At 60.2% G+C, this 20,538-nt stretch carries 15 protein-coding genes; 7 read left to right on the top strand and 8 right to left on the bottom strand.

Going from position 1 to position 20,538, the window contains the following annotated elements:
* Positions 1-278 precede the first annotated feature (278 nt).
* Positions 279-1,601 carry a putative porin gene (locus ABFB52_RS08355; protein ID WP_011332954.1) on the top strand — a complete coding sequence of 441 codons (1,323 nt, stop codon included), beginning with the start codon at positions 279-281 and terminating at the stop codon, positions 1,599-1,601.
* 129 nt (positions 1,602-1,730) lie between these two features.
* Here the strand turns inward: ABFB52_RS08355 and ABFB52_RS08350 are convergent, their stop codons facing one another.
* From ABFB52_RS08350 to aceK, 5 genes are all read right to left on the bottom strand, one after another.
* On the bottom strand, positions 1,731-1,967 hold the full coding sequence (locus ABFB52_RS08350) for a zf-HC2 domain-containing protein (protein ID WP_085747188.1): 237 nt from the start codon (positions 1,965-1,967) through the stop codon (positions 1,731-1,733).
* Positions 1,961-2,572 (bottom strand): RNA polymerase sigma factor, encoded by a 612-nt coding sequence (locus tag ABFB52_RS08345; protein ID WP_085747189.1) that lies wholly within the window; start codon positions 2,570-2,572, stop codon positions 1,961-1,963. The genes ABFB52_RS08350 and ABFB52_RS08345 overlap by 7 nt, the downstream gene beginning before the upstream one ends.
* Positions 2,573-2,707: 135 nt before the next feature.
* Positions 2,708-3,829, bottom strand: a complete 1,122-nt coding sequence (locus ABFB52_RS08340) for a beta-ketoacyl-ACP synthase III (protein WP_064594196.1) — start codon at positions 3,827-3,829, stop codon at positions 2,708-2,710.
* Positions 3,830-4,165: 336 nt separating this feature from the next.
* Positions 4,166-8,077: an ATP-dependent RNA helicase HrpA gene (gene hrpA, locus ABFB52_RS08335; protein WP_129972835.1), complete on the bottom strand. Its 3,912-nt coding sequence runs from the start codon at positions 8,075-8,077 to the stop codon at positions 4,166-4,168.
* 135 nt (positions 8,078-8,212) lie between these two features.
* Positions 8,213-9,934 (bottom strand): bifunctional isocitrate dehydrogenase kinase/phosphatase, encoded by a 1,722-nt coding sequence (gene aceK, locus ABFB52_RS08330; RefSeq protein WP_129972836.1) that lies wholly within the window; start codon positions 9,932-9,934, stop codon positions 8,213-8,215.
* A gap of 407 nt (positions 9,935-10,341) precedes the next feature.
* Between aceK and ABFB52_RS08325 the strand changes: the two genes are divergently transcribed.
* Both ABFB52_RS08325 and ABFB52_RS08320 read left to right on the top strand, forming a co-directional pair.
* Positions 10,342-11,967, top strand: a complete 1,626-nt coding sequence (locus ABFB52_RS08325) for a methyl-accepting chemotaxis protein (RefSeq protein ID WP_129972837.1) — start codon at positions 10,342-10,344, stop codon at positions 11,965-11,967.
* A gap of 84 nt (positions 11,968-12,051) precedes the next feature.
* Positions 12,052-12,960 carry a DMT family transporter gene (locus tag ABFB52_RS08320; protein ID WP_129972838.1) on the top strand — a complete coding sequence of 303 codons (909 nt, stop codon included), beginning with the start codon at positions 12,052-12,054 and terminating at the stop codon, positions 12,958-12,960.
* A 57-nt stretch (positions 12,961-13,017) separates the two neighbouring features.
* On the opposite strand, the gene ABFB52_RS08315 is transcribed toward ABFB52_RS08320, so the two are convergent.
* On the bottom strand, positions 13,018-13,881 hold the full coding sequence (locus tag ABFB52_RS08315) for a DMT family transporter (protein WP_007956520.1): 864 nt from the start codon (positions 13,879-13,881) through the stop codon (positions 13,018-13,020).
* 549 nt (positions 13,882-14,430) lie between these two features.
* Between ABFB52_RS08315 and ABFB52_RS08310 the strand changes: the two genes are divergently transcribed.
* Entirely contained in the window at positions 14,431-14,964 is a 534-nt protein-coding gene (locus ABFB52_RS08310; RefSeq protein ID WP_236189480.1) for a hypothetical protein, read from the top strand.
* A gap of 56 nt (positions 14,965-15,020) precedes the next feature.
* Here the strand turns inward: ABFB52_RS08310 and ABFB52_RS08305 are convergent, their stop codons facing one another.
* Both ABFB52_RS08305 and cysK read right to left on the bottom strand, forming a co-directional pair.
* Positions 15,021-15,959, bottom strand: a complete 939-nt coding sequence (locus ABFB52_RS08305; protein ID WP_085747194.1) for an aspartyl/asparaginyl beta-hydroxylase domain-containing protein — start codon at positions 15,957-15,959, stop codon at positions 15,021-15,023.
* A gap of 186 nt (positions 15,960-16,145) precedes the next feature.
* Positions 16,146-17,120: a cysteine synthase A gene (gene cysK / locus ABFB52_RS08300; protein WP_085747195.1), complete on the bottom strand. Its 975-nt coding sequence runs from the start codon at positions 17,118-17,120 to the stop codon at positions 16,146-16,148.
* A 128-nt stretch (positions 17,121-17,248) separates the two neighbouring features.
* On the opposite strand from cysK, the gene ABFB52_RS08295 reads away from it, so the two are divergent.
* From ABFB52_RS08295 to ABFB52_RS08285, 3 genes are all read left to right on the top strand, one after another.
* Positions 17,249-18,325 carry a DUF748 domain-containing protein gene (locus tag ABFB52_RS08295; RefSeq protein ID WP_129972839.1) on the top strand — a complete coding sequence of 359 codons (1,077 nt, stop codon included), beginning with the start codon at positions 17,249-17,251 and terminating at the stop codon, positions 18,323-18,325.
* A 176-nt stretch (positions 18,326-18,501) separates the two neighbouring features.
* Positions 18,502-19,347 (top strand): MoxR family ATPase, encoded by an 846-nt coding sequence (locus ABFB52_RS08290; RefSeq protein ID WP_007911294.1) that lies wholly within the window; start codon positions 18,502-18,504, stop codon positions 19,345-19,347.
* 12 nt (positions 19,348-19,359) lie between these two features.
* Positions 19,360-20,538 (top strand): VWA domain-containing protein, encoded by a 1,179-nt coding sequence (locus ABFB52_RS08285; RefSeq protein WP_016771218.1) that lies wholly within the window; start codon positions 19,360-19,362, stop codon positions 20,536-20,538.

Below are 20,538 nucleotides of genomic sequence, written 5' to 3'. Positions count from 1 at the left end.
TCTCCACTTTCGGGCGTGAACGCCCGGCGAGTATCGCTGATTGGCCGGGCGTTGCCCACGTTCGATTGCACGACAGCGCTCTAGATCAATAGTTCACGGCAGTTTTGTATCGTCATCAACCTGCCATCATCGTGCCACTGCTCTGTCATAAACCATCGCGATACTGGCGCCTGTTTTTAGAGCGCCGGGTTCTACCCCGGTCACTGTTTTCCGACCGTCAAACCGTCGGTTGTGCCCAGGATGGTTCAGCCATCCCCTTTTCATCTTCGGAGATTGCTATGCGTCTTGCTTCCACGAAAACTGCGGCGGCCCTGTGCGGTGGCCTGTTGCTGGCCATGAGTGTACCGGCCAGTGCCGCAGTCGACGCCAAACTGCTCGACATGCTCAAGGCTAACGGTTCGATTTCCCAGGCGCAGTACGTTGAACTGCAAACTGAACTGGCCAAGGATCAGAAGGCCCAGCAAATCGCGCAGCAGGCGCAGCAAGAGACCAACGAGCAAATCGCGGCGACCGCGAAGAAAACCAACGAGCTCAGCAGTTTCGACCAGAAACTGGCCTGGGCCGCCAAGACCCAGTTCAAGGGCGACGTGCGTATCCGTCAGGAAACCATCAAGATCGATGGCGAGCCGAACAACGGCGGCCGCGACAAGGATCGTCAGCGCATCCGTGCCCGTCTGGGTGCCTACACCGAGATCAACCCGCAAGTCGACACCGGCATCCGTATCGCCACCGGCGGCGGCGACGACGCCCGTTCGACCAACCAGGACCAGGACAACTACTTCGACAAGAAGCAGATCTGGCTCGACCTGGGCTACATCGACTACCACCCGGATCAGATCAAGAACCTGCACATCATCGGCGGCAAGATGCTGCAACCCTGGGTGAGCATGGGCGACGTGATCTGGGACAGCGACATCAACCCGGAAGGTCTGGCCGTTACCTACAAGTATCCATTGGGCAGCAGCGTCGAACTGTTCGGCAGCCTGGGTAACTACAACCTCAAGGACAACGTCGACGGCGACGGCGTGCAGTTCCGTCACGACCTGCGCCTGACCGCCGGCCAATTGGGCAGCCGCTTTGCCATCACCGACAACCTGAAACTGACCCTGGGCGGCAGCGTCTACGCCTACCAGAACGACGAAGACAGCCGTTGCACCGGCACCTCCACGCCGTGCGCCCTGGCCGTCAACGGCAACTCGGCGAACAACGAATTCCGTCTGTACGAAGGCTTCAGCCAGGTCGACATCGGCGGCCTGCCAATGCCGCTGTCGTTCTACGGGCAGTACGTGAAGAACAACGATGCCGTGACCGATCAGGACACCGCGTGGCTGGTAGGTGCCAAGTCGAAAGTCTTCGGCCTGAACCTCGACTACAACTATCGTGACGTGCAGCGCAACGCTGTGGTCGGCGCCTTCACCGATTCGGACTTCGCCAACGGCACCACCGGTTCCCGTGGCCACAAGTTCAAGGTCGGTTACGACATCGACAAGAACTTCGCCATCGGTGCGACTTACTTCCTGACCAAGGCCGACTTCTCCAGCCGTACCCAGCGTGATGCAGACACCAACACCCTGCAGCTGGATGCGGAAGCAAAGTTCTAAGCAACCCGGCGCCAGACTTCAAACGATGGGTTGGACATCCGGTTCCATCGTTTGAAGAGGCTTCAACAGACTGGCGCGACCTCAGCGATCCCCATCATCCGTTCGCTGCGGCCGCGCCAGTCTGTGTTTTCAGGGACTATCCTCGCGCCGCAGCTGTGCCAACTGTTCGGCCAACGCGTCCACGCCCTCTTCAGGCTTTTGCGGCATTGCCCGCAACGTGGCCTGCATCAAACGCATCTGGCGAATGAAACGCCGGCAATTGCGGCAGAACATCAGGTGATGACGCACCATCAGTTTCTCGCGAAAGCTCAACTGGCCATCGAGATAATCGCTGGATCGCGCCACTTGCTCCTTGCAGGTCAACATTCTCCCGTCTCCTCAAAATGCTCCACGGTCGCAAAGACCTTCAAACGTGCCCGATGCAGCAGCACGCGGACATTGGAGAGCGAGATCTCCAGAAGATTACAGATCTCCTCCAGCTCCAGGCCCTGGCGTTCGCGCAGCAACAGCACGCTGCTTTGCAGTTCCGACAGGCTCAACAACGTGTGCTCGAGGCATTCACGCAGCTCGCCTTCCGTCAGCAACGCTTCAGGCGTGTCCTGGTGCCAGGCAAACGGTGCAACCAGCCAGTGGCCGTCGCCGGGAGAAAAACGATCATCGTCGATGGTGCCGTGGGGTGACGGCAGATCATCCAGCAACACTTCGCGACGATTGAGTTTGTAGCGGCTCTTGGCCGAGTTGGCGGTGATGGTCAGCAGCCAGGTCTTGAGACTGGAGCGCCCCTCGAAACGGCCGATATTACGCACCACCGACAGCCAGGCGTCCTGTACCACTTCTTCGACATGGCGCTGGCCGACAATCGCGTAGGCCACCGCGCGCATGGGGCTTTGATAGGTGCTGACCAGCTCCTTGAAAGCCTTCTGCTCACCGGCGAGCAGCCGCTCAAGCAATCGGGTGTCGTCAACTGCCATCCATCAATCCCCTGTTCCTGACTTCGAAAATGATAGCGGCAGGACTTCGCCTGCCGCCACTTTCGAAAATTACAGCGTTCGCGCCGATTCGGATGTAGGAAACGTCAGCGCGATTAAGAGGAAATGAACCCGATTTTAGCGTTTACGCAGAATCACACTACCAATCGAGTAACCAGCACCGAACGAACTCAGCACCGCCAGCGAGCCGGCCGCCAGATCGTCCTGATATTTGTGGAACGCGATCACGGAACCGGCGGAGCTGGTGTTGGCGTAGGTGTCGAGAATCACCGGGGCTTCTTCTTCGGTGGCTTCGCGACCCAGCAACTTGCGCACGATCAGGTGGTTCATGCTCAGGTTGGCCTGGTGCAGCCAGAAGCGCTTCACGTCACCGACGTTGAGCTTGTTCTCTTCCAGATGTTCGCCGATCAGCTCGGCGACCATCGGGCACACGTCCTTGAACACCTTGCGGCCTTCCTGCACGAACAGTTTGTCGCGGGCGCCGATGCCCTCTTCCGCTGCGCGGTTGAGGAAGCCGAAGTTGTTGCGGATGTTGTTGGAGAACTTGGTCAGCAGTTTGGTGCTGACCACGTCGAACTGGTGTTTCGACGTTGCCAGATCGGCGCGCTCGATGATCACGGCAGTGGCGGCGTCACCGAAGATGAAATGGCTGTCGCGGTCACGGAAATTCAGGTGACCGGTGCAAACTTCCGGGTTGACCATCAGGATCGCCCGAGCCTGGCCAAGTTGCACGGTATTGGCGGCTTGCTGGATGCCGAAAGTCGCCGACGAGCAGGCAACGTTCATGTCGAAACCGAAACCCTGGATGCCCAGCGCTTCCTGGACTTCGATGGCGATGGCCGGGTAGGCGCGCTGCAGGTTGGAGCAGGCGACGATTACGCCGTCGATGTCAGCGGCGGTCTTGCCGGCACGCTGCAGGGCTTGCTCGGCAGCGCCGATGGCCATCTGGCAAAGCACCGACCATTCGTCGTTGGAACGTTCCGGCAGACGTGGCGCCATGCGCGCAGGGTCGAGGATGCCATCCTTGTCCATGACAAAGCGGCTCTTGATGCCGGAAGCTTTTTCGATGAACGCGGCGCTGGACTCGGTCAGGGCCTGGACTTCGCCGCTGGCGATGGCGTCGGCGTTGTCCGCGTTGAACTGGGCGACGTAGGTATTGAAAGACTGCACCAGCTCTTCGTTGGAGATGCTGTTGGCCGGGGTGTACAGGCCGGTGCCGCTGATGACGACGTTATGCATGGTCGTTTCTCTAATCTGTTCAGGCAGAAAGTGCTGGCACCGACGTGCCAACACGCAAAGGGTCCATTCCCGTATAAGGGACGCAAAAACCTGGCATCGCTTTATTCCGTTGCGCGGCCCGGCGAAGGCTCTGGGACGCGAAAACGGCATTTATGGTGGCGAAGTTTGCCATAACCGTGGCCATTTGGCGTCTTTCTCAAGATCGACGCGCAATGATCGTTCCCACGCTCCTGCGTGGGAATGCAGCCCGTGACGCTCCGCGTCACTGGACGCGGAGCGTCCCCGAAGGCATTCCCACGCAGACGGTTCGACGCCTCGACGTGGGAACGATCAGTGTCACTGTTCGACCTGGCTCCACTGCTTGTTCAGCCGTTTGTCGGAGATCGGCACTTTCGTCCCCAACTGTTGGGCGAACAGCGAAACCCGATACTCCTCCAGCCACCAGCGATACAGCTCGATCTGCGGATCGCGTTTGCCTTCCTGCGCATGTTTGGCGGCGCGGGTCTGGTATTGCGTCCAGAGCCCGGCGAGCTCGCCGCTCCACACCCGATCCTTCTGCACCTGCGCGCCCAGTTTCTCGAAACGCTGCTCGACCGCTTTCAGGTAGCGCGGCAACTCCTTGAGCCAGAGCATCGGCGTTTCCCGCACGAACCCCGGATACACCAGATGACTGAGCTGCTGTTTGATGTCGTTGAGCGCCACCGCCTGAGCCAGGTCGATCTTGCCCTTGAAGCGTTTTTGCAGGCCGTGCCAAAGCTTGAGGATTTCCAGCGTCAGGCGTGCCACGCGCTCGGCGTGCTCGGTCCAGCTGCCGCGCTTGCGCTCGGCCAACGCGGCCAGACCCGCGCCATCACGCGGCAACGGGTCTTCGCCGTCGAGAATGCAGCTGTCGAGGCTGGCCAGCAGAATGTCTTCGACCAGTGCATCGACCCGACCCAGTTCGCGGTAGAGCAGGCCCAGTTCGGTCAGGCCCGGCAACTTGCCGCGCAGGAACTTGGCCGGTTCCGCCAGTTGCTGCATCAACAGACGTTGCAAGGCGCGGCGGTGCTGGAACTCGGCTTCGGCCGGGGTCGAGAAGCGCCCTTCCTTGACCGTGCCGCCCTCTTCCACCAGCGCCGGATAGACCGTCATCGACAGCCCGGCAATCTTCTGCTGCGTCTTTTCCGCCACCGGCGCGAAGACCTTGGCCTCCACCGGTTGCTGACTTTTCGCACTCTGCGGCACGGCCAACGCAGCTTGGCTGGCTTCGGCGAAACGTGCGGTCAGCTCTGCCAGATCCCGGCCTTCGCCAAGGAACTTGCCCTGACCGTCGACGATTTCCAGGTTCATCCGCAGGTGGCTTTCAACTTGCTGCGCCGCTTCGGCCCAGGCTTCATCGCTGACCCGCGCACCGGTCATGCGCAGCAGTTCGCGGCCCAGCGCTTGCGGCAACGAACCTTCGGCAAACGTCATGCGTTGCAGCGCGGCCTTGATGAAGTCCGGCACCGGCACGAAATTCTTGCGCAAGGCCTTGGGCAGGTTGCGCACCAGCGCAATGCACTTGGCCTCGATCAGCCCCGGCACCAGCCATTCCAGGCGCTCCGGCGGCAGCATCGGCAACAGCGGCGCCGGCACACGCAGGGTCACGCCGTCGCGCGGGTGATTAGGTTCAAAGTGGTAACTCAGGGCCAGTTCCAGATCGCCGATGTGCAGCGTGTCCGGATAATGCTGGGCGGTGACTTCACTGGCTTCGCGAGCCAGCACGTCTTCCTCGCGCATGATCAGCAGTTGCGGGTCTTTCTGGCTGTTGACGCGATACCAGCTGTCGAACGTCGCGGTCTGGTGAATCTCCGCCGGCAAACGCGCGTCGTAGAACGCGTAGAGCGTTTCTTCGTCGGCCAGAATGTCCCGGCGACGGGCCTTGGCCTCCAGTTCGTCGAGCTGCTCCAGCAATTGCTTGTTGGCGGTCAGGCACTTGGCCCGGGACTGAATCTCGCCCCGCACCAGACCTTCGCGAATGAACAGTTCACGCGATACCACCGGATCTACCGGGCCGTAGTGCACCGGTCGACGGCCGACCACGATCAGGCCGAACAGGGTGATCTGTTCGAACGCGACGACCTGGCCGCGCTTCTTCTCCCAGTGCGGTTCGAAGTGGTTTTTCTTGATCAGATGCCCGGCCAGCGGCTCGATCCAGTCGGCGTCGATCTTCGCCACCATCCGCGCGTAGAGCTTGGTGGTTTCCACCAGTTCGGCAGTCATCACCCACTGCGGGCGCTTCTTGCCGATGCCCGACGACGGGTGAATCCAGAACCGCCGCTGACGGGCGCCAAGGTAATCGCCGTCCTCGGTTTTCTGGCCGATCTGGCTGAGCAGGCCGACCAGCACCGCTTTGTGCAGCTTCGGATAATCCGCCGGCTCTTTATTGAGGCTCAGCTGCAAGTCGCGGCAGATCAGACTCAACTGGCGATGGGAATCACGCCACTCGCGCAGACGCAGGTAGTTGAGGAAATTCTTGCGGCACCAGTTGCGCAGCGGGCTCGCCGTCAGCGCCTGGCGCTGCTCTTCAAAACCGCGCCACAGATTGACCAGCCCGGCGAAGTCGGAGTCGGCGTCTTTCCACTGGGCGTGAGCCTGGTCGGCAGCTTGCTGACGCTCCGGCGGACGCTCGCGCGGGTCCTGAATCGACATGGCGCTGGCGACGATCAGTAATTCCTGCAGGCTGCCGAGCTTTGCCGCTTCCAGCAGCATGCGGCCCATGCGCGGGTCCACCGGCAGGCGCGCCAATTGGCGGCCGAGCGGGGTCAGTTGACTGTTGCGATCTACCGCCGAGAGTTCTTGCAGCAGGTTGAAACCGTCGCTGATCGCCTTGCCGTCTGGCGGCTCGATAAACGGGAAATCGGTGATCTCGCCGAGACGCAGATGGAGCATCTGCAGAATCACCGCCGCGAGGTTGGTGCGCAGAATTTCCGGATCGGTAAACTCCGGGCGACCGAGGAAATCCTCTTCGCTGTACAAACGCACGCAGATACCCGGCTCGACCCGGCCGCAGCGACCTTTACGCTGGTTGGCGCTGGCCTGGGAAATCGCTTCGATCGGCAGCCGCTGAACCTTGGCGCGGTAGCTGTAGCGGCTGATGCGAGCGGTGCCGCTGTCGATCACGTAACGGATGCCCGGCACGGTCAGCGAGGTTTCGGCGACGTTGGTTGCCAGCACCACACGACGACCCGGGTGCGACTGGAAAATCCGCTGCTGCTCGGCCGGCGACAGGCGCGCGTACAACGGCAGGATTTCCGTGTGTTTGAGCTGGGCCTTGCGCAGCATGTCGGCGGCGTCGCGGATCTCGCGCTCGCCGGGCAGGAACACCAGCACGTCACCGGGACTGCGGCGCTCGCTACGCTCGTAAGCGGCGATTTCGTCGAGGGTGGCGAGGATCGCCTGATCGACGGTCAGGTCGTCCTCGACACGGTTGCCCTCTTCGTCCTGCTCAAGCGTCAGCGGGCGATACCAGGTTTCAACCGGGAAGGTGCGGCCGGACACTTCGACAATCGGCGCATCGTCGAAATGCCTGGAGAAACGCTCCAGATCGATGGTCGCCGAGGTGATGATGACTTTCAGGTCCGGACGACGCGGCAGCAGGGTTTTCAGGTAACCGAGCAGGAAGTCGATGTTGAGGCTGCGTTCGTGGGCTTCGTCGACGATGATCGTGTCGTAGCGTTCGAGGTAGCGATCGTTCTGGGTTTCGGCCAGCAGGATGCCGTCGGTCATCAGTTTGATCAGGGTGTTCGAATCGCTTTGGTCTTCGAAGCGCACCTGATAGCCGACCAGTGCGCCCAGCGGCGTGCCGAGTTCTTCGGCCACCCGGCTGGCCACGCTGCGTGCTGCGATCCGCCGAGGCTGGGTGTGGCCAATCAGACCATGCTGGCCACGACCGATCTCCAGACAGATTTTCGGCAACTGGGTGGTTTTACCCGAGCCGGTTTCGCCGGCGATGATCAGCACCTGGTGCTTTTCCAGGGCCTTCTTGATTTCGTCACGCTTGGCCGCGATCGGCAGGCTGTCGTCGTAACGGATCACCGGCAGGCTGGCCTTGCGCGCCAGCACCTGATCGCAGGACGCCTGCATGCGCGCCACCCACTGGGCCAGCTTGGCCTCGTCGGGTTTCTTGCGCAGCTCAAGCAACTGCCGCCGCAGCCGGTGGCGGTCGGCGAGCATGGCGTGATCGAGGTTTTTCAGCAGTTTGTCGATGGAGGGCGATTCGTCGGTCATCGGGTACGCAATTCGGTCGTCTAGTGGCGCAAGGACGCGATTGTCGCAGAAAAGCAGCTACAAGCGGCAAGCTACAAGCCGCAAGTTGAAAGCGGCGTTTGACTTGAGGCTTGTAGCTTGCTGCTTGCGGCTGCTTTATTCGTTATCGAGGCCCTTTCGCCGATACGGAAAGACGTCGATGACTTTCCCCTCCCGAATCGCCTCCTGCAATCCCTTCCAGTAATCCGCGTTGTACAACTCGCCATGCAGCTGATCGAACAATTTGCGCTGCGCCGAATCGGCAAACAGGAACGGCGGAAACTCCTCGGGGAACACATCCAGCGGCCCGATCGAATACCACGGTTCGGAGGCCATTTCGTCCTCCGGCGTGCGCGGCGCCGGGATGTGGCGGAAGTTCGCTTCGGTGAGAAAACAGATCTCGTCGTAGTCGTAGAACACCACCCGACCATGGCGGGTGACGCCGAAGTTCTTCAGCAGCATGTCGCCGGGGAAGATGTTGGCCGCCGCCAGTTGCTTGATCGCCAGCCCGTAGTCCTCCAGCGCTTCGCGCACCTGGGCTTCGTTGGCGTTGTCCAGATACAGGTTGAGCGGAGTCATCCGGCGTTCGGTCCAGCAGTGGCGGATCAACACCGTTTCGCCTTCCAGCGACACCGTGGACGGCGCGACTTCCAGCAGTTCCGCCAGGCACGCCGGCTCGAACTTGCTCAGGGGAAACCGGAAGTCGGCGAATTCCTGGGTATCGGCCATGCGCCCAACGCGGTCGACACTTTTCACCAGTCGGTACTTCTCGATCACTGTGGCGCGGTCGACGTTTTTCGACGGCGAGAACCGGTCCTTGATGATCTTGAATACGGTGTTGAAGCCCGGCAGCGTGAACACGCTCATGACCATGCCGCGTACGCCCGGCGCCATGATGAACTGGTCGTCGGTGTTGGCCAGGTGGTTGATCAGGGCGCGGTAGAACTCGGATTTACCGTGCTTGTAGAAACCGATCGAGGTGTACAACTCGGCGATGTGCTTGCCCGGCAGGATGCGCTTGAGGAAGCCGATGAACTCGGCCGGCACCGGCACATCCACCATGAAATACGAACGGGTGAACGAGAAGATGATCGACACGTCGGCTTCGTCGGTGATCAGAGCGTCGATCTGAATCCCCCGCCCCTCGCGGTGCAGCAGCGGAATCACCAGCGGCCATTGATCGTCGTTGGTGTAGATGCGCCCGACCAGGTACGCGCCCTTGTTGCGGTACAGCACCGAGGAAAACAGCTCGACGCTCAGTTCCGGATCCTTGCACACCCAGTCCGGCAGATTCTCGCGCAGTTGCGCTTCCAGGCGATGCAAGTCACCGGGCAGATCGGCGTAGGCCTCGTTGAACCGGTAATCGGCAAAGATGCTCGCGAGCATGCCCGATATCTGCCCTTGCGGTTTATAGGTGCGGGTTTGCGCGGCGCGGGCCCGACGCAGGCTCGGGCGGGTGGTGTGGATGAACATGCAGCCGTCGCTGATCAGGTCGTGGCTGAACAGGCCGCAGAAAATCGAGTTGTACCAGGTCTCGGACAGCTCATCGTCGAAGCGCAGGTCGATGATGCTGATGTAGGCGCTTTTCACCAGCGGCCAGCAGGTGACGTCCATCAAGGTGTCCGGCTCGAAATACTCGCGCAGGCGGGCGACGGTTTCACCGACCTTTTCTTCGTAGAGGTTGATCCGCGCCGCCGACGCGGTTTGCGTGTCCTGCCAGCGGGCCTGCTCGAAACGCTCCCGGGCGCCGTCGGTGATCCGCCGGAAATGCTCGCGGTAATCGTCAAAGCCATCGAGGATCAGACGGGCGATGTCGGTGGCTGGCCATTGCTGCGGCATAGATGAGACCTCTGCGGGAATTGGAGAATCTGTGCTCGAAGGCCTGAGCTTAGCCACGGAAGCGGGCGCAGGAGAAGCGCAATTTCTGCCAAATCCTCTTGCGGCTTGTACAACGACACAGTTTTTATCAAAGTTTTTTTAATCGACCGTTCGGTCAATAAACACCCACTTCGGTTCCCCCCACCACTGGGCGCCAGCCCGCGTCTTCTCTGGGTTTCGGATCCAATTCAGCGGCGACATCTCTAGCCCGCGCTTTTGCCCGAGTTGTTCATGCCTGTCCATTCCCGTCAGCGACTGGCCTTACCAAGATAATGGCACTTTGATATACAGCCCGCCATCACCCGCCTCACAACAAGATCCTCGGCTCACGAGGACGACCTCTCCCCAAACGCCCAAGGAGCACATTGATGTCTATCCGGAATCTGCGCATCGGTTTGCGCGCCAGTTTGTGTTTTGCCGTTCTGGCCAGTCTGCTGGTGGTGGTTGGCCTGTTCGGTCTGGGCCAGATGAAAACCCTGCGCGAAAGCGCGGCGGTGATCGAAGAGTCGTGGATGCCCAGCATAGAAAGCATCCATGACGCGGCGGCGAACATCGCCAGCATCCGCCTCGAATCCCTGCGCCTGATCACCAGCACCCAGGCTGCCGTTCGCGAACGCAGCAAGGGCCTTCTCACCGCGCAACGCCAGGAATTGCTCAAACGCCTCGACGACCACAAAGCCCTGATCGCCAACGATCAGGAACGGGCAATGCTGGATAGCCTGAGCGCCGATACGGCCAAGTACCTGAGCATCCTCGACCAGATCATCAAACAGCTCGACGCCGGACAAAGCGAACTGGCCTACACGCGCCTCAACAATGAACTGGCGCCCCAAGGCAGGGTACTCGACAAAACGCTGGAGCAAATGATCAACCTCAATCAGCAAGGTGCGGATACCGCCGCCAAGTCTGCTGCGGCGATGTATCAGCAGGCGCTTTGGATCGTCGCCACAATCATCGTCATCGCCCTGATTGCCACGTTGCTGCTGGCCTGGCTGCTGACTCGCAGCATCACCGCGCCGATCAATCAGGCGCTGAACGTGGCGCGGCGGATTGCTTCGGGAGACCTCAGCGGTCGCATCGACAGCGAGGGTCGCGATGAAGCCGCGCAGTTGCTCACGGCGCTGGCCGAGATGCAGGGCAACCTGCGCTCGACCATTCGCGGCATCAGCGAGTCGGCCCAGCAACTGGCCTCCGCTGCCGAGGAAATGAGTTCGGTGATGGAGCAAAGCACCCGCGGCCTGCAACAGCAGAATGACCAGATCGAACAGGCTGCCACGGCGGTTACCGAGATGAGCACGGCCGTCGATGAAGTGGCCGCCAATGCGGTGTCCAGTGCCGAAGCCTCCGAAGCCTCGAACGAGGACAGCAAGCATGGGCATGTGCAGGTCAGCGAAACCATCAGTTCGATTCAGGAACTGGTCAGCGCGGTGCTCGGTGCGTCCGAACAGGCCGAGGGCCTTGCGACCCAGGCCCAGGACATCAGCAAGGTGCTGGAAGTGATTCGCGGCATCGCCGGACAGACCAATCTGCTGGCGCTTAACGCGGCGATTGAAGCCGCGCGGGCCGGCGAGGCCGGGCGTGGTTTTGCGGTGGTTGCCGATGAAGTCCGCTCGCTGGCCCAGCGCACGCAGAACTCCACCGAAGAAATCGAGCTGATGATCAGCAGCATTCAGCAAGGCACCAGCGCCACCGTCGGCGCTTTGCAAACCAGCGCCGAGCAGGCCAGCCACACCCTGCGCCGGGCCAACAGCGCCGGCCAGGCTCTGGAGAAAATCACCGCGTCGATCTCGCAGATCAACCAGCGCAACCTGGTGATCGCCAGCGCCGCCGAGCAACAGGCGTTGGTGGCCCGGGAAGTCGACGAAAACCTGGTGACCATCCGCGATCTGTCGACCCAGACCGCTGCCGGCGCCACCCAGACGTCTGCCGCCAGCCAGGAACTGTCACGGCTGGCCGTCGACCTGAACGGATTGGTGACGCGCTTCGTGATCTGATCAGACAATTAAATGCCCGAATAGCGGTTGCCATCGCCGGGGCCCTCGGCAACACTCTCGTCCCGATCAAGGAAGGAGTGGCCCGTGAGCCCTGTCGATATTTTCCGCATGTTGTCGCTGGCTGCCATCTGGGGCGCGAGCTTCCTGTTCATGCGCATCATCGCGCCCGCGATCGGGACGGTTCCGACCGGTTTCTTCCGCGTTTCAATTGCCGCCGTCGGCCTGCTGGTAATCCTCGGGCTGATGCGCATCAACTGGGATTTCAAAGGCAAACTCAAGACCGTCATGATGCTGGGCGTGATCAACTCCGGCGTGCCGGCCACCTTGTATTCAGTTGCCGCCCAGGTGCTGCCGGCCGGTTATTCGGCGATCTTCAACGCCACCACGCCGTTGATGGGCGTGTTGATCGGCGGGTTGTTCTTCAGTGAAAAACTGACGCTGGCCAAACTCGCCGGGGTGTTCCTCGGCCTGCTCGGGGTGGGCGTGCTGACCCGCGCCGGCCCGGTCGCGTTCGATCTGCCACTGTTGATGGGCGCCGTTGCCTGCCTGCTCGCGACCACCTGCTATGGCTTCGCCGGGTTCCTCGCCCGACGCTGGCTGGATCAGGCCGGCGGGCTCGACAGTCGTCTGTCGGCGCTGGGCAGCATGCTCGGTGCGACCCTGTTCCTGTTGCCGCTGTTCGGTTACAGCATCATCACTCAGCCGCCGGTGAGCTGGGGTGGCTGGAATGTCTGGCTGTCGCTGCTGGGCCTGGGTCTGGGCTGCACCGCGTTTGCCTACATCATTTACTTCCGCCTGCTGAGCTCCATCGGGCCGGTGAAGTCGATGACGGTGACCTTCATGATTCCGCCGTTCGGCGTGTTGTGGGGGGCGCTGTTTCTCGATGAGCCGCTGTCGATGGCCCACTTGTATGGCGGGGTCTTGATCGCGATTGCGCTGTGGCTGGTGCTGAAACCCGCTGTGGTGAAACCGGCAGAAATCACCGCCCGCTGATTCGCAGATGCACAAAGGCCCGGGAGTTTCCTCCCGGGCCTTTTTCATGCGCGGCGGTTACGCCGATTTACGGAACACGAACACCAGACCGACGATGATCAACAGCATCCCCAGCACGCTCAACGCGGCCAGGCGATTGCCGAAGATCAGATAGTCCATCACCGCCGTCACGGCCGGCACCAGATAAAACAGGCTGGTGACATTCACCAGATTGCCCCGGGCGATCAGTCGATACAGCAGCAACGTCGCCAGCACGGAAACCACCAGCCCCATCCACAACACCGGCACGATGAAACCGGCGCTGTGCTCGAAGTGGAACGGCTGAAACGGCACGAAGATCCCGCACAGCAACAGCCCCGCCAGATACTGCACCGGTAGCGTGCCGAGAGGGTTGTCGGTGATGCGCTTCTGCATGATCGAACCGAAGGTCATGCTCGCCAGCGCCAGCAGCCCGAACAACATTCCCGCCAGCGACATCCCGGCCAGACCGATGCCCTGGTAAACCACCATGATCAACCCGGCCAATCCCAACGCCAGCCCAAACATCCGGCTCGCCGAGCGCTGCCGCTCCATGATCACCACCGTGAGAATTGGCTGCACGCCCATGATGGTCGCCATCACTCCGGGCGTGACTTTCAGATCCAGCGCCAGCAGATAGAAGATCTGATAAGCCCCCAACAGCACCACGCCGGTGGCCATCGCGTACAGCATCGGCTTGCCGCCCTTGGGCAGTTTCAGCTTGAGCAACGGCACCAGCAGCACCAGCCCGCACAGGGCAATCACAAAACGGATCAGCAGAAAGGCAAAGGGCGAAGCGTGGGCCAGCCCCCACTTGGAGAAGATCGCCCCGCTGCTCCACAGCAGAACGAACAGGCTCGTGGACGCCGCCGCGAGCGCGGACTTTTTCGAAAGGACAAACATGAATACCACCTGTAGTCAGGCAAATAGCCAACTCAGCCGAAGCTGAAATTCAGTAGGTTTTTTCAGGCGGGCACAGGGGTCAGCAGATAACGCTGATCAGCCCGAAACGCCAACGCCCGGCGGTGATACGACTGCGCACACCGGCGTGCTACTGACAGGTGGAGGGTAATGACTGATCTGCACAGGCTGCTGATTCCCGCACGGCACGACGCCAGCGTTGACCGCTGAATCGAGTACCGCGTTGATGAAGGATGCAGGCATCTGGGCTGATCTTTTTTGAAGGGTTGAAAGGTGAGTCGTGGGACTCACGAGCGCCGACTATAACCAGCGCGGGACATGGATTGCAACGACTTGGACAAAGGGCCAGTAGCGACAGGCAGGAGGCAGGCGCATAGGCTCGTTTGCAATTGCAACGACCATTGATGGGGGACATGGAATGCGCGAGATCAAATGCCAAGGGAACGGAATCATCTGCGGTATCAGTTGTACAAATCGCAAGCCAGGAAGCTTGCCCGCCTTGCCACGACTCAACTCCAGATTGACCTGGAGATGGCTGGCCCCACAACGCTTGACCTTTCGAAAGTACGTTTCGAACCCATCGACTCGTTGGCACTGAGTGCTTTTGAGTGTTGGGAGAGCCCACATTTTTCATGGGAAGAAGTCATTGGATGGAAAGCGCGCGAACCTCTCGCTCTCGACATCGCAATCTGGTTTGAATCTGAACTGTGCGGACTTTGCTTCGCCAACCCGAATAAAAGTCGACAACGCATCCGAATCGTACGACTGGAGGGGCGGCCAAGAGAAACACATCCATTGAAAAACCGTGTTGCACCGCTATCCGTTCTGGCAATTGAGCAATACGCCCGCATCATTGGCAGTATTGTGAAAAAAGCTCAAATATTGATCAACCAAGGTGGGAATATGCGCAAAGAAATAAAAAAATCCCCCAGGAAGAAAAAAGCGCATGCAATAAGGGGTGAATCTGATCCGGCGGTTCTGACAGCCAGTCAACGACGGCTCTTACAGATCATTGCAACCGGCACCGCTATCGATGAACCAAGCTTACTTGCTGGCCGTCCCTGATTCCGAAAACAAAAAACCGCTCAAACGAGCGGTTTTTTATGCTTTTAATTCCAGCCTCAACCAAACAGCCAATACCCCAGCAACGTCAACACCACCACCGCCAGCACCGGCCGCATTACGCGGTAGGCCTTCGGATTGCGGCGTTTCCACTGTTTGACCCCACCGCTGAACTTGTCGCTGAAGTTCTTGCTCCACGCGTAAGCCTGGTTGATCCCGCCGACGCGCTCGTCGTCGAGGTTCTGCGGTGCCGTGGCACGGCCCAGCCAGGCGCTGATGAAGCGGTTGATGCGGGTCATGAGGCGATTGCTCAGGGGACGCTCGATGTCGCAGAACAGGATGACGCGGGTCTTGTCGGTTTCGTTCTTGACCCAGTGAACGTAGGTTTCGTCGAACATCACGTCTTCACCGTCGCGCCAGGCGTAGACCTGACCGTCGACGAAGATCCTGCAGTCGTCGGAGTTCGGCGTCGACAGGCCGAGGTGATAACGCAGGGAACCGGCGAACGGATCGCGGTGCGGGTTCAAATGGCTGCCGCCCGGCAACAACGCGAACATCGCGCCTTTGACGTTGGGGATGGCACTGACCAGCGCCACGGTTTTCGGGCACAGGGTTTCGGCCGAAGGCAGCGGTTTGTCGTACCACTTGAGGTAGAAACGCTTCCAGCCCTTCTTGAAGAACGAGCCGAAACCGGCGTCGTTGTTCTTCTCGGCGGCGCGAATATAACCCTCGTCGAACAGGTGCATCGCCTCGTCGCGAATGGTTTCCCAGTTATCGCGCAACACGTCCAGTTCCGGAAACTTGCTGCGGTCCAGATACGGCTTGGACGGCACGCCGGAGAACAGGTACATCAAGGCGTTATATGGAGCGAACAGCGCCGAGTGGTTGACGAACTGACGCAGCACCGGCAAACGCGCCTTGCCGCGCAAATGCACGTAGAGGATGCTGCCCACAAACAGCAGCAACACCGACACCTTGGCGGCTAACGAAAAGGTCATCAACAACTCCTTGAAATAAGACAACGCCACGCCATGTCATTTACCCGAGATGGCGGCCGGCCATGATAAACACTACCGGCTCCGGGAAAAACCCGCCCGACTCAAGATTCAGTGTTAAGAATTGCGCAACAAAGCACTTCTTAACATAACGATCCTGAACCTTGGCTGACCTGAATCAACGCGCCCTTACTGCTGGTTCTCCTGATCGGTGAACAGATCACTGAACAGCATGCTCGACAGATAACGCTCACCAGAGTCGGGCAGCACCACCACAATGGTCTTGCCCTGCATTTCCGGCGTCTCCGCCAGACGCACCGCCACCGACATGGCCGCACCGCAGGAAATACCGCACAGGATCCCTTCCTCCTGCATCAGGCGCAGGGCCATGGCCTTGGATTCGTCATCCGTCACCAGCTCGACCCGGTCAACCATCGACAGATCAAGGTTCTTCGGCACGAAACCGGCGCCAATCCCCTGAATCTTGTGCGGGCTCGGCTTGATTTCTTGACCTGCCAGCGCTTGGGTAATCACCGGCGAAGACACCGGCTCCACCGCCACCGACAGAATCGGTTTGCCCGCCGTATTCTTGATATACCGCGACACGCCGGTAATGGTTCCGCCGGTGCCGACGCCCGCCACCAGCACATCGATGGCGCCATCGGTGTCATTCCAGATTTCCGGGCCGGTGGTTTTTTCGTGGATAGCCGGGTTGGCCGGGTTATCGAACTGAGCGGGCATGAAGTATTTGCCCGTGTCACTGGCTACGATTTCGTTGGCCTTTTCAATAGCGCCCTTCATGCCTTTCGCCGGCTCGGTCAGCACCAGTTCGGCGCCCAGCGCCTTGAGCACCTTGCGCCGCTCGATGCTCATCGAGGCCGGCATGGTCAGCAGCAATTTGTAACCGCGAGCGGCCGCCACGAAGGCCAGACCGATGCCGGTATTGCCGGAGGTCGGCTCGACGATGGTCATGCCCGGCTTGAGTTTGCCGCTGCTTTCGGCGTCCCAGATCATGTTGGCGCCAATCCGGCACTTGACCGAGTAGCCCGGGTTGCGACCTTCGATCTTGGCCAGAATGGTCACGCCACGGGGCGCGATGCGGTTGATCTGCACCAACGGCGTGTTGCCGATGGAATGGGCGTTGTCAGCAAAAATACGGCTCATGGCTGGGTCCTTGTGCAGCGTTGAATTCAGCCTTCCAAGGTAAGCCTGTTGCCCGTGTCAGTCCAGTCGGGCCGAACGTCTGCGGCAGGCGGCAGTCAATCGCTTTACACCGTTCGGGATTTGTTGCCATGAAGCGTCGCTACCGCTGGCCGTTGTGGATTTTCGCCACCATCGTGGTATTGCTGGTCACCCTGCATATCGCCCTGCCCTACCTCGTGCGCGACTATCTGAATGACAAGCTTGCCAATATGGGCGACTACCGCGGCCAGATCACCGACGTGGACCTGGCGCTCTGGCGCGGAGCCTACAAGATCAATGGCCTGAAAATCGTCAAAGCCGACGGCAAGGTGCCGGTGCCATTCGTCGATGCGCCGGTTATCGACCTGTCTGTCAGTTGGCACTCGCTTTGGTACGACCATGCTGTCGTGGCACAGGTGAAATTCTTTAAACCTCAGGTGAACTTCGTCGATGGTGGTGCCAACAAGCAGAACTCCCAGACCGGTCAGGGCACCGACTGGCGTGAGCAACTGGGCAAACTGTTGCCTATCACGCTCGACGAAGTGCAGATCAGCGATGGGCGGATCAGCTTTCGCAACTTCAACTCCAAACCACCGGTGAACATGAATGCGACCAATGTCGACGCCAGCATCTTCAACCTGACCAACGTGGTCGACACCAAGGGCAAACGCGACGCCCGCTTCGAGGGTAAAGCCCTGCTGCTGGGCCATGCGCCGCTGGAAACCACAGCCACCTTCGACCCGTTGAGCAATTTCGAAGATTTCGAATTTCGCCTGCGGGCCCGGGATATCGAACTCAAGCGCATGAACGACTTCGCCTCGGCCTACGGCAAGTTCGACTTCAACGCCGGCCACGGCGACGTGGTCATCGAAGCCGCCGCCAACAAGGGCCAGCTCAAGGGCTATATCAAACCGCTGCTGCGCGACGTCGACGTCTTCAACTGGCAGCAGGATGTCGAGAACAAGAACAAGGGGATCTTCCGCTCGATCTGGGAAGCACTGGTCGGCGGCACCGAAACCGTGCTGAAAAACCAGGGCAAGAACCAGTTTGCCACCCGGGTCGAACTCAGCGGCAGCGTGCACCAGCAGGATATCAACGCGTTCGAAGCGTTTTTGCAGATTTTGCGCAACGGATTTATCCAGGCCTTCAATGCCCGGTATGAACGGCCGAAGCCGGATGCCGGATAGCGCGCTTGCTCAACTCGCTCTCGGCCGAAACTGAGTCAACATGTGACGCCCCATTCAGAGACTGAATAAGCCGTCTGCGTTCACAGTCGACCGGGCCGCGCGTTATAGTCGGGCATCCGATTATTTCGCCCCCGCCCTGCCCGTTCAGGTCGGCGTTACCGTTCGAGGATTAGCAGATGAAGTTCGAAGGCACCCAGGCCTACGTCGCCACCGATGACCTGAAGCTGGCGGTCAACGCCGCCATCACCCTGGAGCGGCCGCTGCTGGTCAAGGGCGAACCGGGCACCGGCAAGACCATGCTCGCCGAGCAACTGGCCGAATCGTTCGGCGCCAAGCTGATCACCTGGCACATCAAGTCCACCACCAAGGCCCATCAGGGCCTGTACGAGTACGATGCGGTCAGCCGTCTGCGCGACTCGCAACTGGGCAATGAAAAAGTCCACGACGTGCGCAACTACCTGAAGAAGGGCAAGCTTTGGGAGGCGTTCGAGTCCGAAGAACGCGTCATCCTGCTGATCGACGAAATCGACAAGGCCGACATTGAGTTCCCCAACGACCTGCTGCAAGAACTCGACAAGATGGAGTTCTACGTTTACGAGATCGACGAGACCATCAAGGCCAAGAAGCGTCCGATCATCATCATTACCTCCAACAACGAGAAAGAGCTGCCGGACGCGTTCCTGCGCCGCTGCTTCTTCCACTACATCGCCTTCCCCGACCGCACCACCCTGCAGAAAATCGTCGATGTGCACTACCCGGACATCAAGAAGGATCTGGTCAGCGAAGCGCTGGACGTGTTCTTCGACGTGCGCAAGGTACCGGGCCTGAAGAAGAAGCCTTCAACCTCGGAACTGGTCGACTGGCTGAAACTGCTGATGGCCGACAACATCGGCGAAGCCGTACTGCGCGAACGCGATCCGACCAAAGCCATCCCGCCGCTCGCCGGTGCGCTGGTGAAGAACGAACAGGACGTGCAACTGCTTGAGCGCCTGGCGTTCATGAGCCGTCGCGGCACCCGCTAAGAGGCTGATGCCATGTTGCTCAACCTGTTCAATGAAATGCGTGCAGCCAAGGTGCCGGTGTCGGTGCGCGAGCTGCTCGACCTGATCAACGCGCTGAAACAGCGCGTGACCTTCGCCGACATGGACGAGTTCTACTACTTGTCGCGGGCGATTCTGGTGAAGGACGAACGGCATTTCGACAAGTTCGACCGTGCGTTCGGCGCCTACTTCAATGGCCTGGAAAAGCTCGACGATCACTTGCAGGCGCTGATTCCCGAAGACTGGCTGCGCAAGGAGTTCGAGCGCTCGCTGAGCGACGAGGAACGCGCGCAGATCCAGTCCCTCGGTGGCCTGGACAAGCTGATCGAAGAGTTCAAGAAACGCCTGGAAGAACAGAAGGAACGCCACGCCGGCGGCAACAAATGGATCGGCACCGGCGGCACCAGCCCGTTCGGCTCCGGCGGTTTCAACCCGGAAGGCATCCGGGTCGGCGATGCTGGCAAGCGCCAGGGCAAAGCGGTGAAAGTCTGGGATCAGCGCGAGTACAAGAACCTCGACGACTCGGTGGAACTAGGCACCCGCAACATCAAGGTCGCCCTGCGCCGCCTGCGTAAATTCGCTCGTCAGGGCGCGGCTGAAGAGCTGGACATCGACGGCACCATCGACCACACCGCCAAGGATGCCGGGCTGCTGAACATCCAGATGCGCCCGGAACGGCGCAACACGGTGAAACTGTTGCTGCTGTTCGACATCGGCGGCTCGATGGACGCCCACGTGAAGATCTGCGAGGAACTGTTCTCGGCCTGCAAGACCGAGTTCAAGCATCTGGAGTACTTCTACTTCCACAACTTCATTTATGAATCGGTGTGGAAGAACAACATGCGCCGCACCTCCGAGCGCACGTCGACCCAGGACCTGCTGCACAAGTATGGCGCCGACTACAAAGTGATCTTCATCGGTGACGCCGCGATGGCGCCCTATGAAATCACCCAGGCCGGCGGCAGCGTCGAGCACTGGAACGAAGAGCCGGGTTACGTGTGGATGCAGCGTTTCATGGAGAAGTACAAGAAGCTTATCTGGATCAATCCGTACCCGAAGGACACCTGGGGCTATACCTCTTCGACCAATATCGTGCGGGATTTGATCGAGGATCAGATGTATCCGTTGACATTGCGCGGGCTGGAAGAAGGGATGCGGTTTCTGTCCAAGTAA

The sequence above is a fragment of the Pseudomonas sp. 9.2(2024) genome (genome assembly GCF_039695385.1).
GTDB classification, from domain to species: Bacteria; Pseudomonadota; Gammaproteobacteria; order Pseudomonadales; family Pseudomonadaceae; genus Aquipseudomonas; species Aquipseudomonas paraglycinae.
Note: the sequence above shows the minus strand (reverse complement) of the source record. Positions and strands in the feature narration are given on the sequence as shown.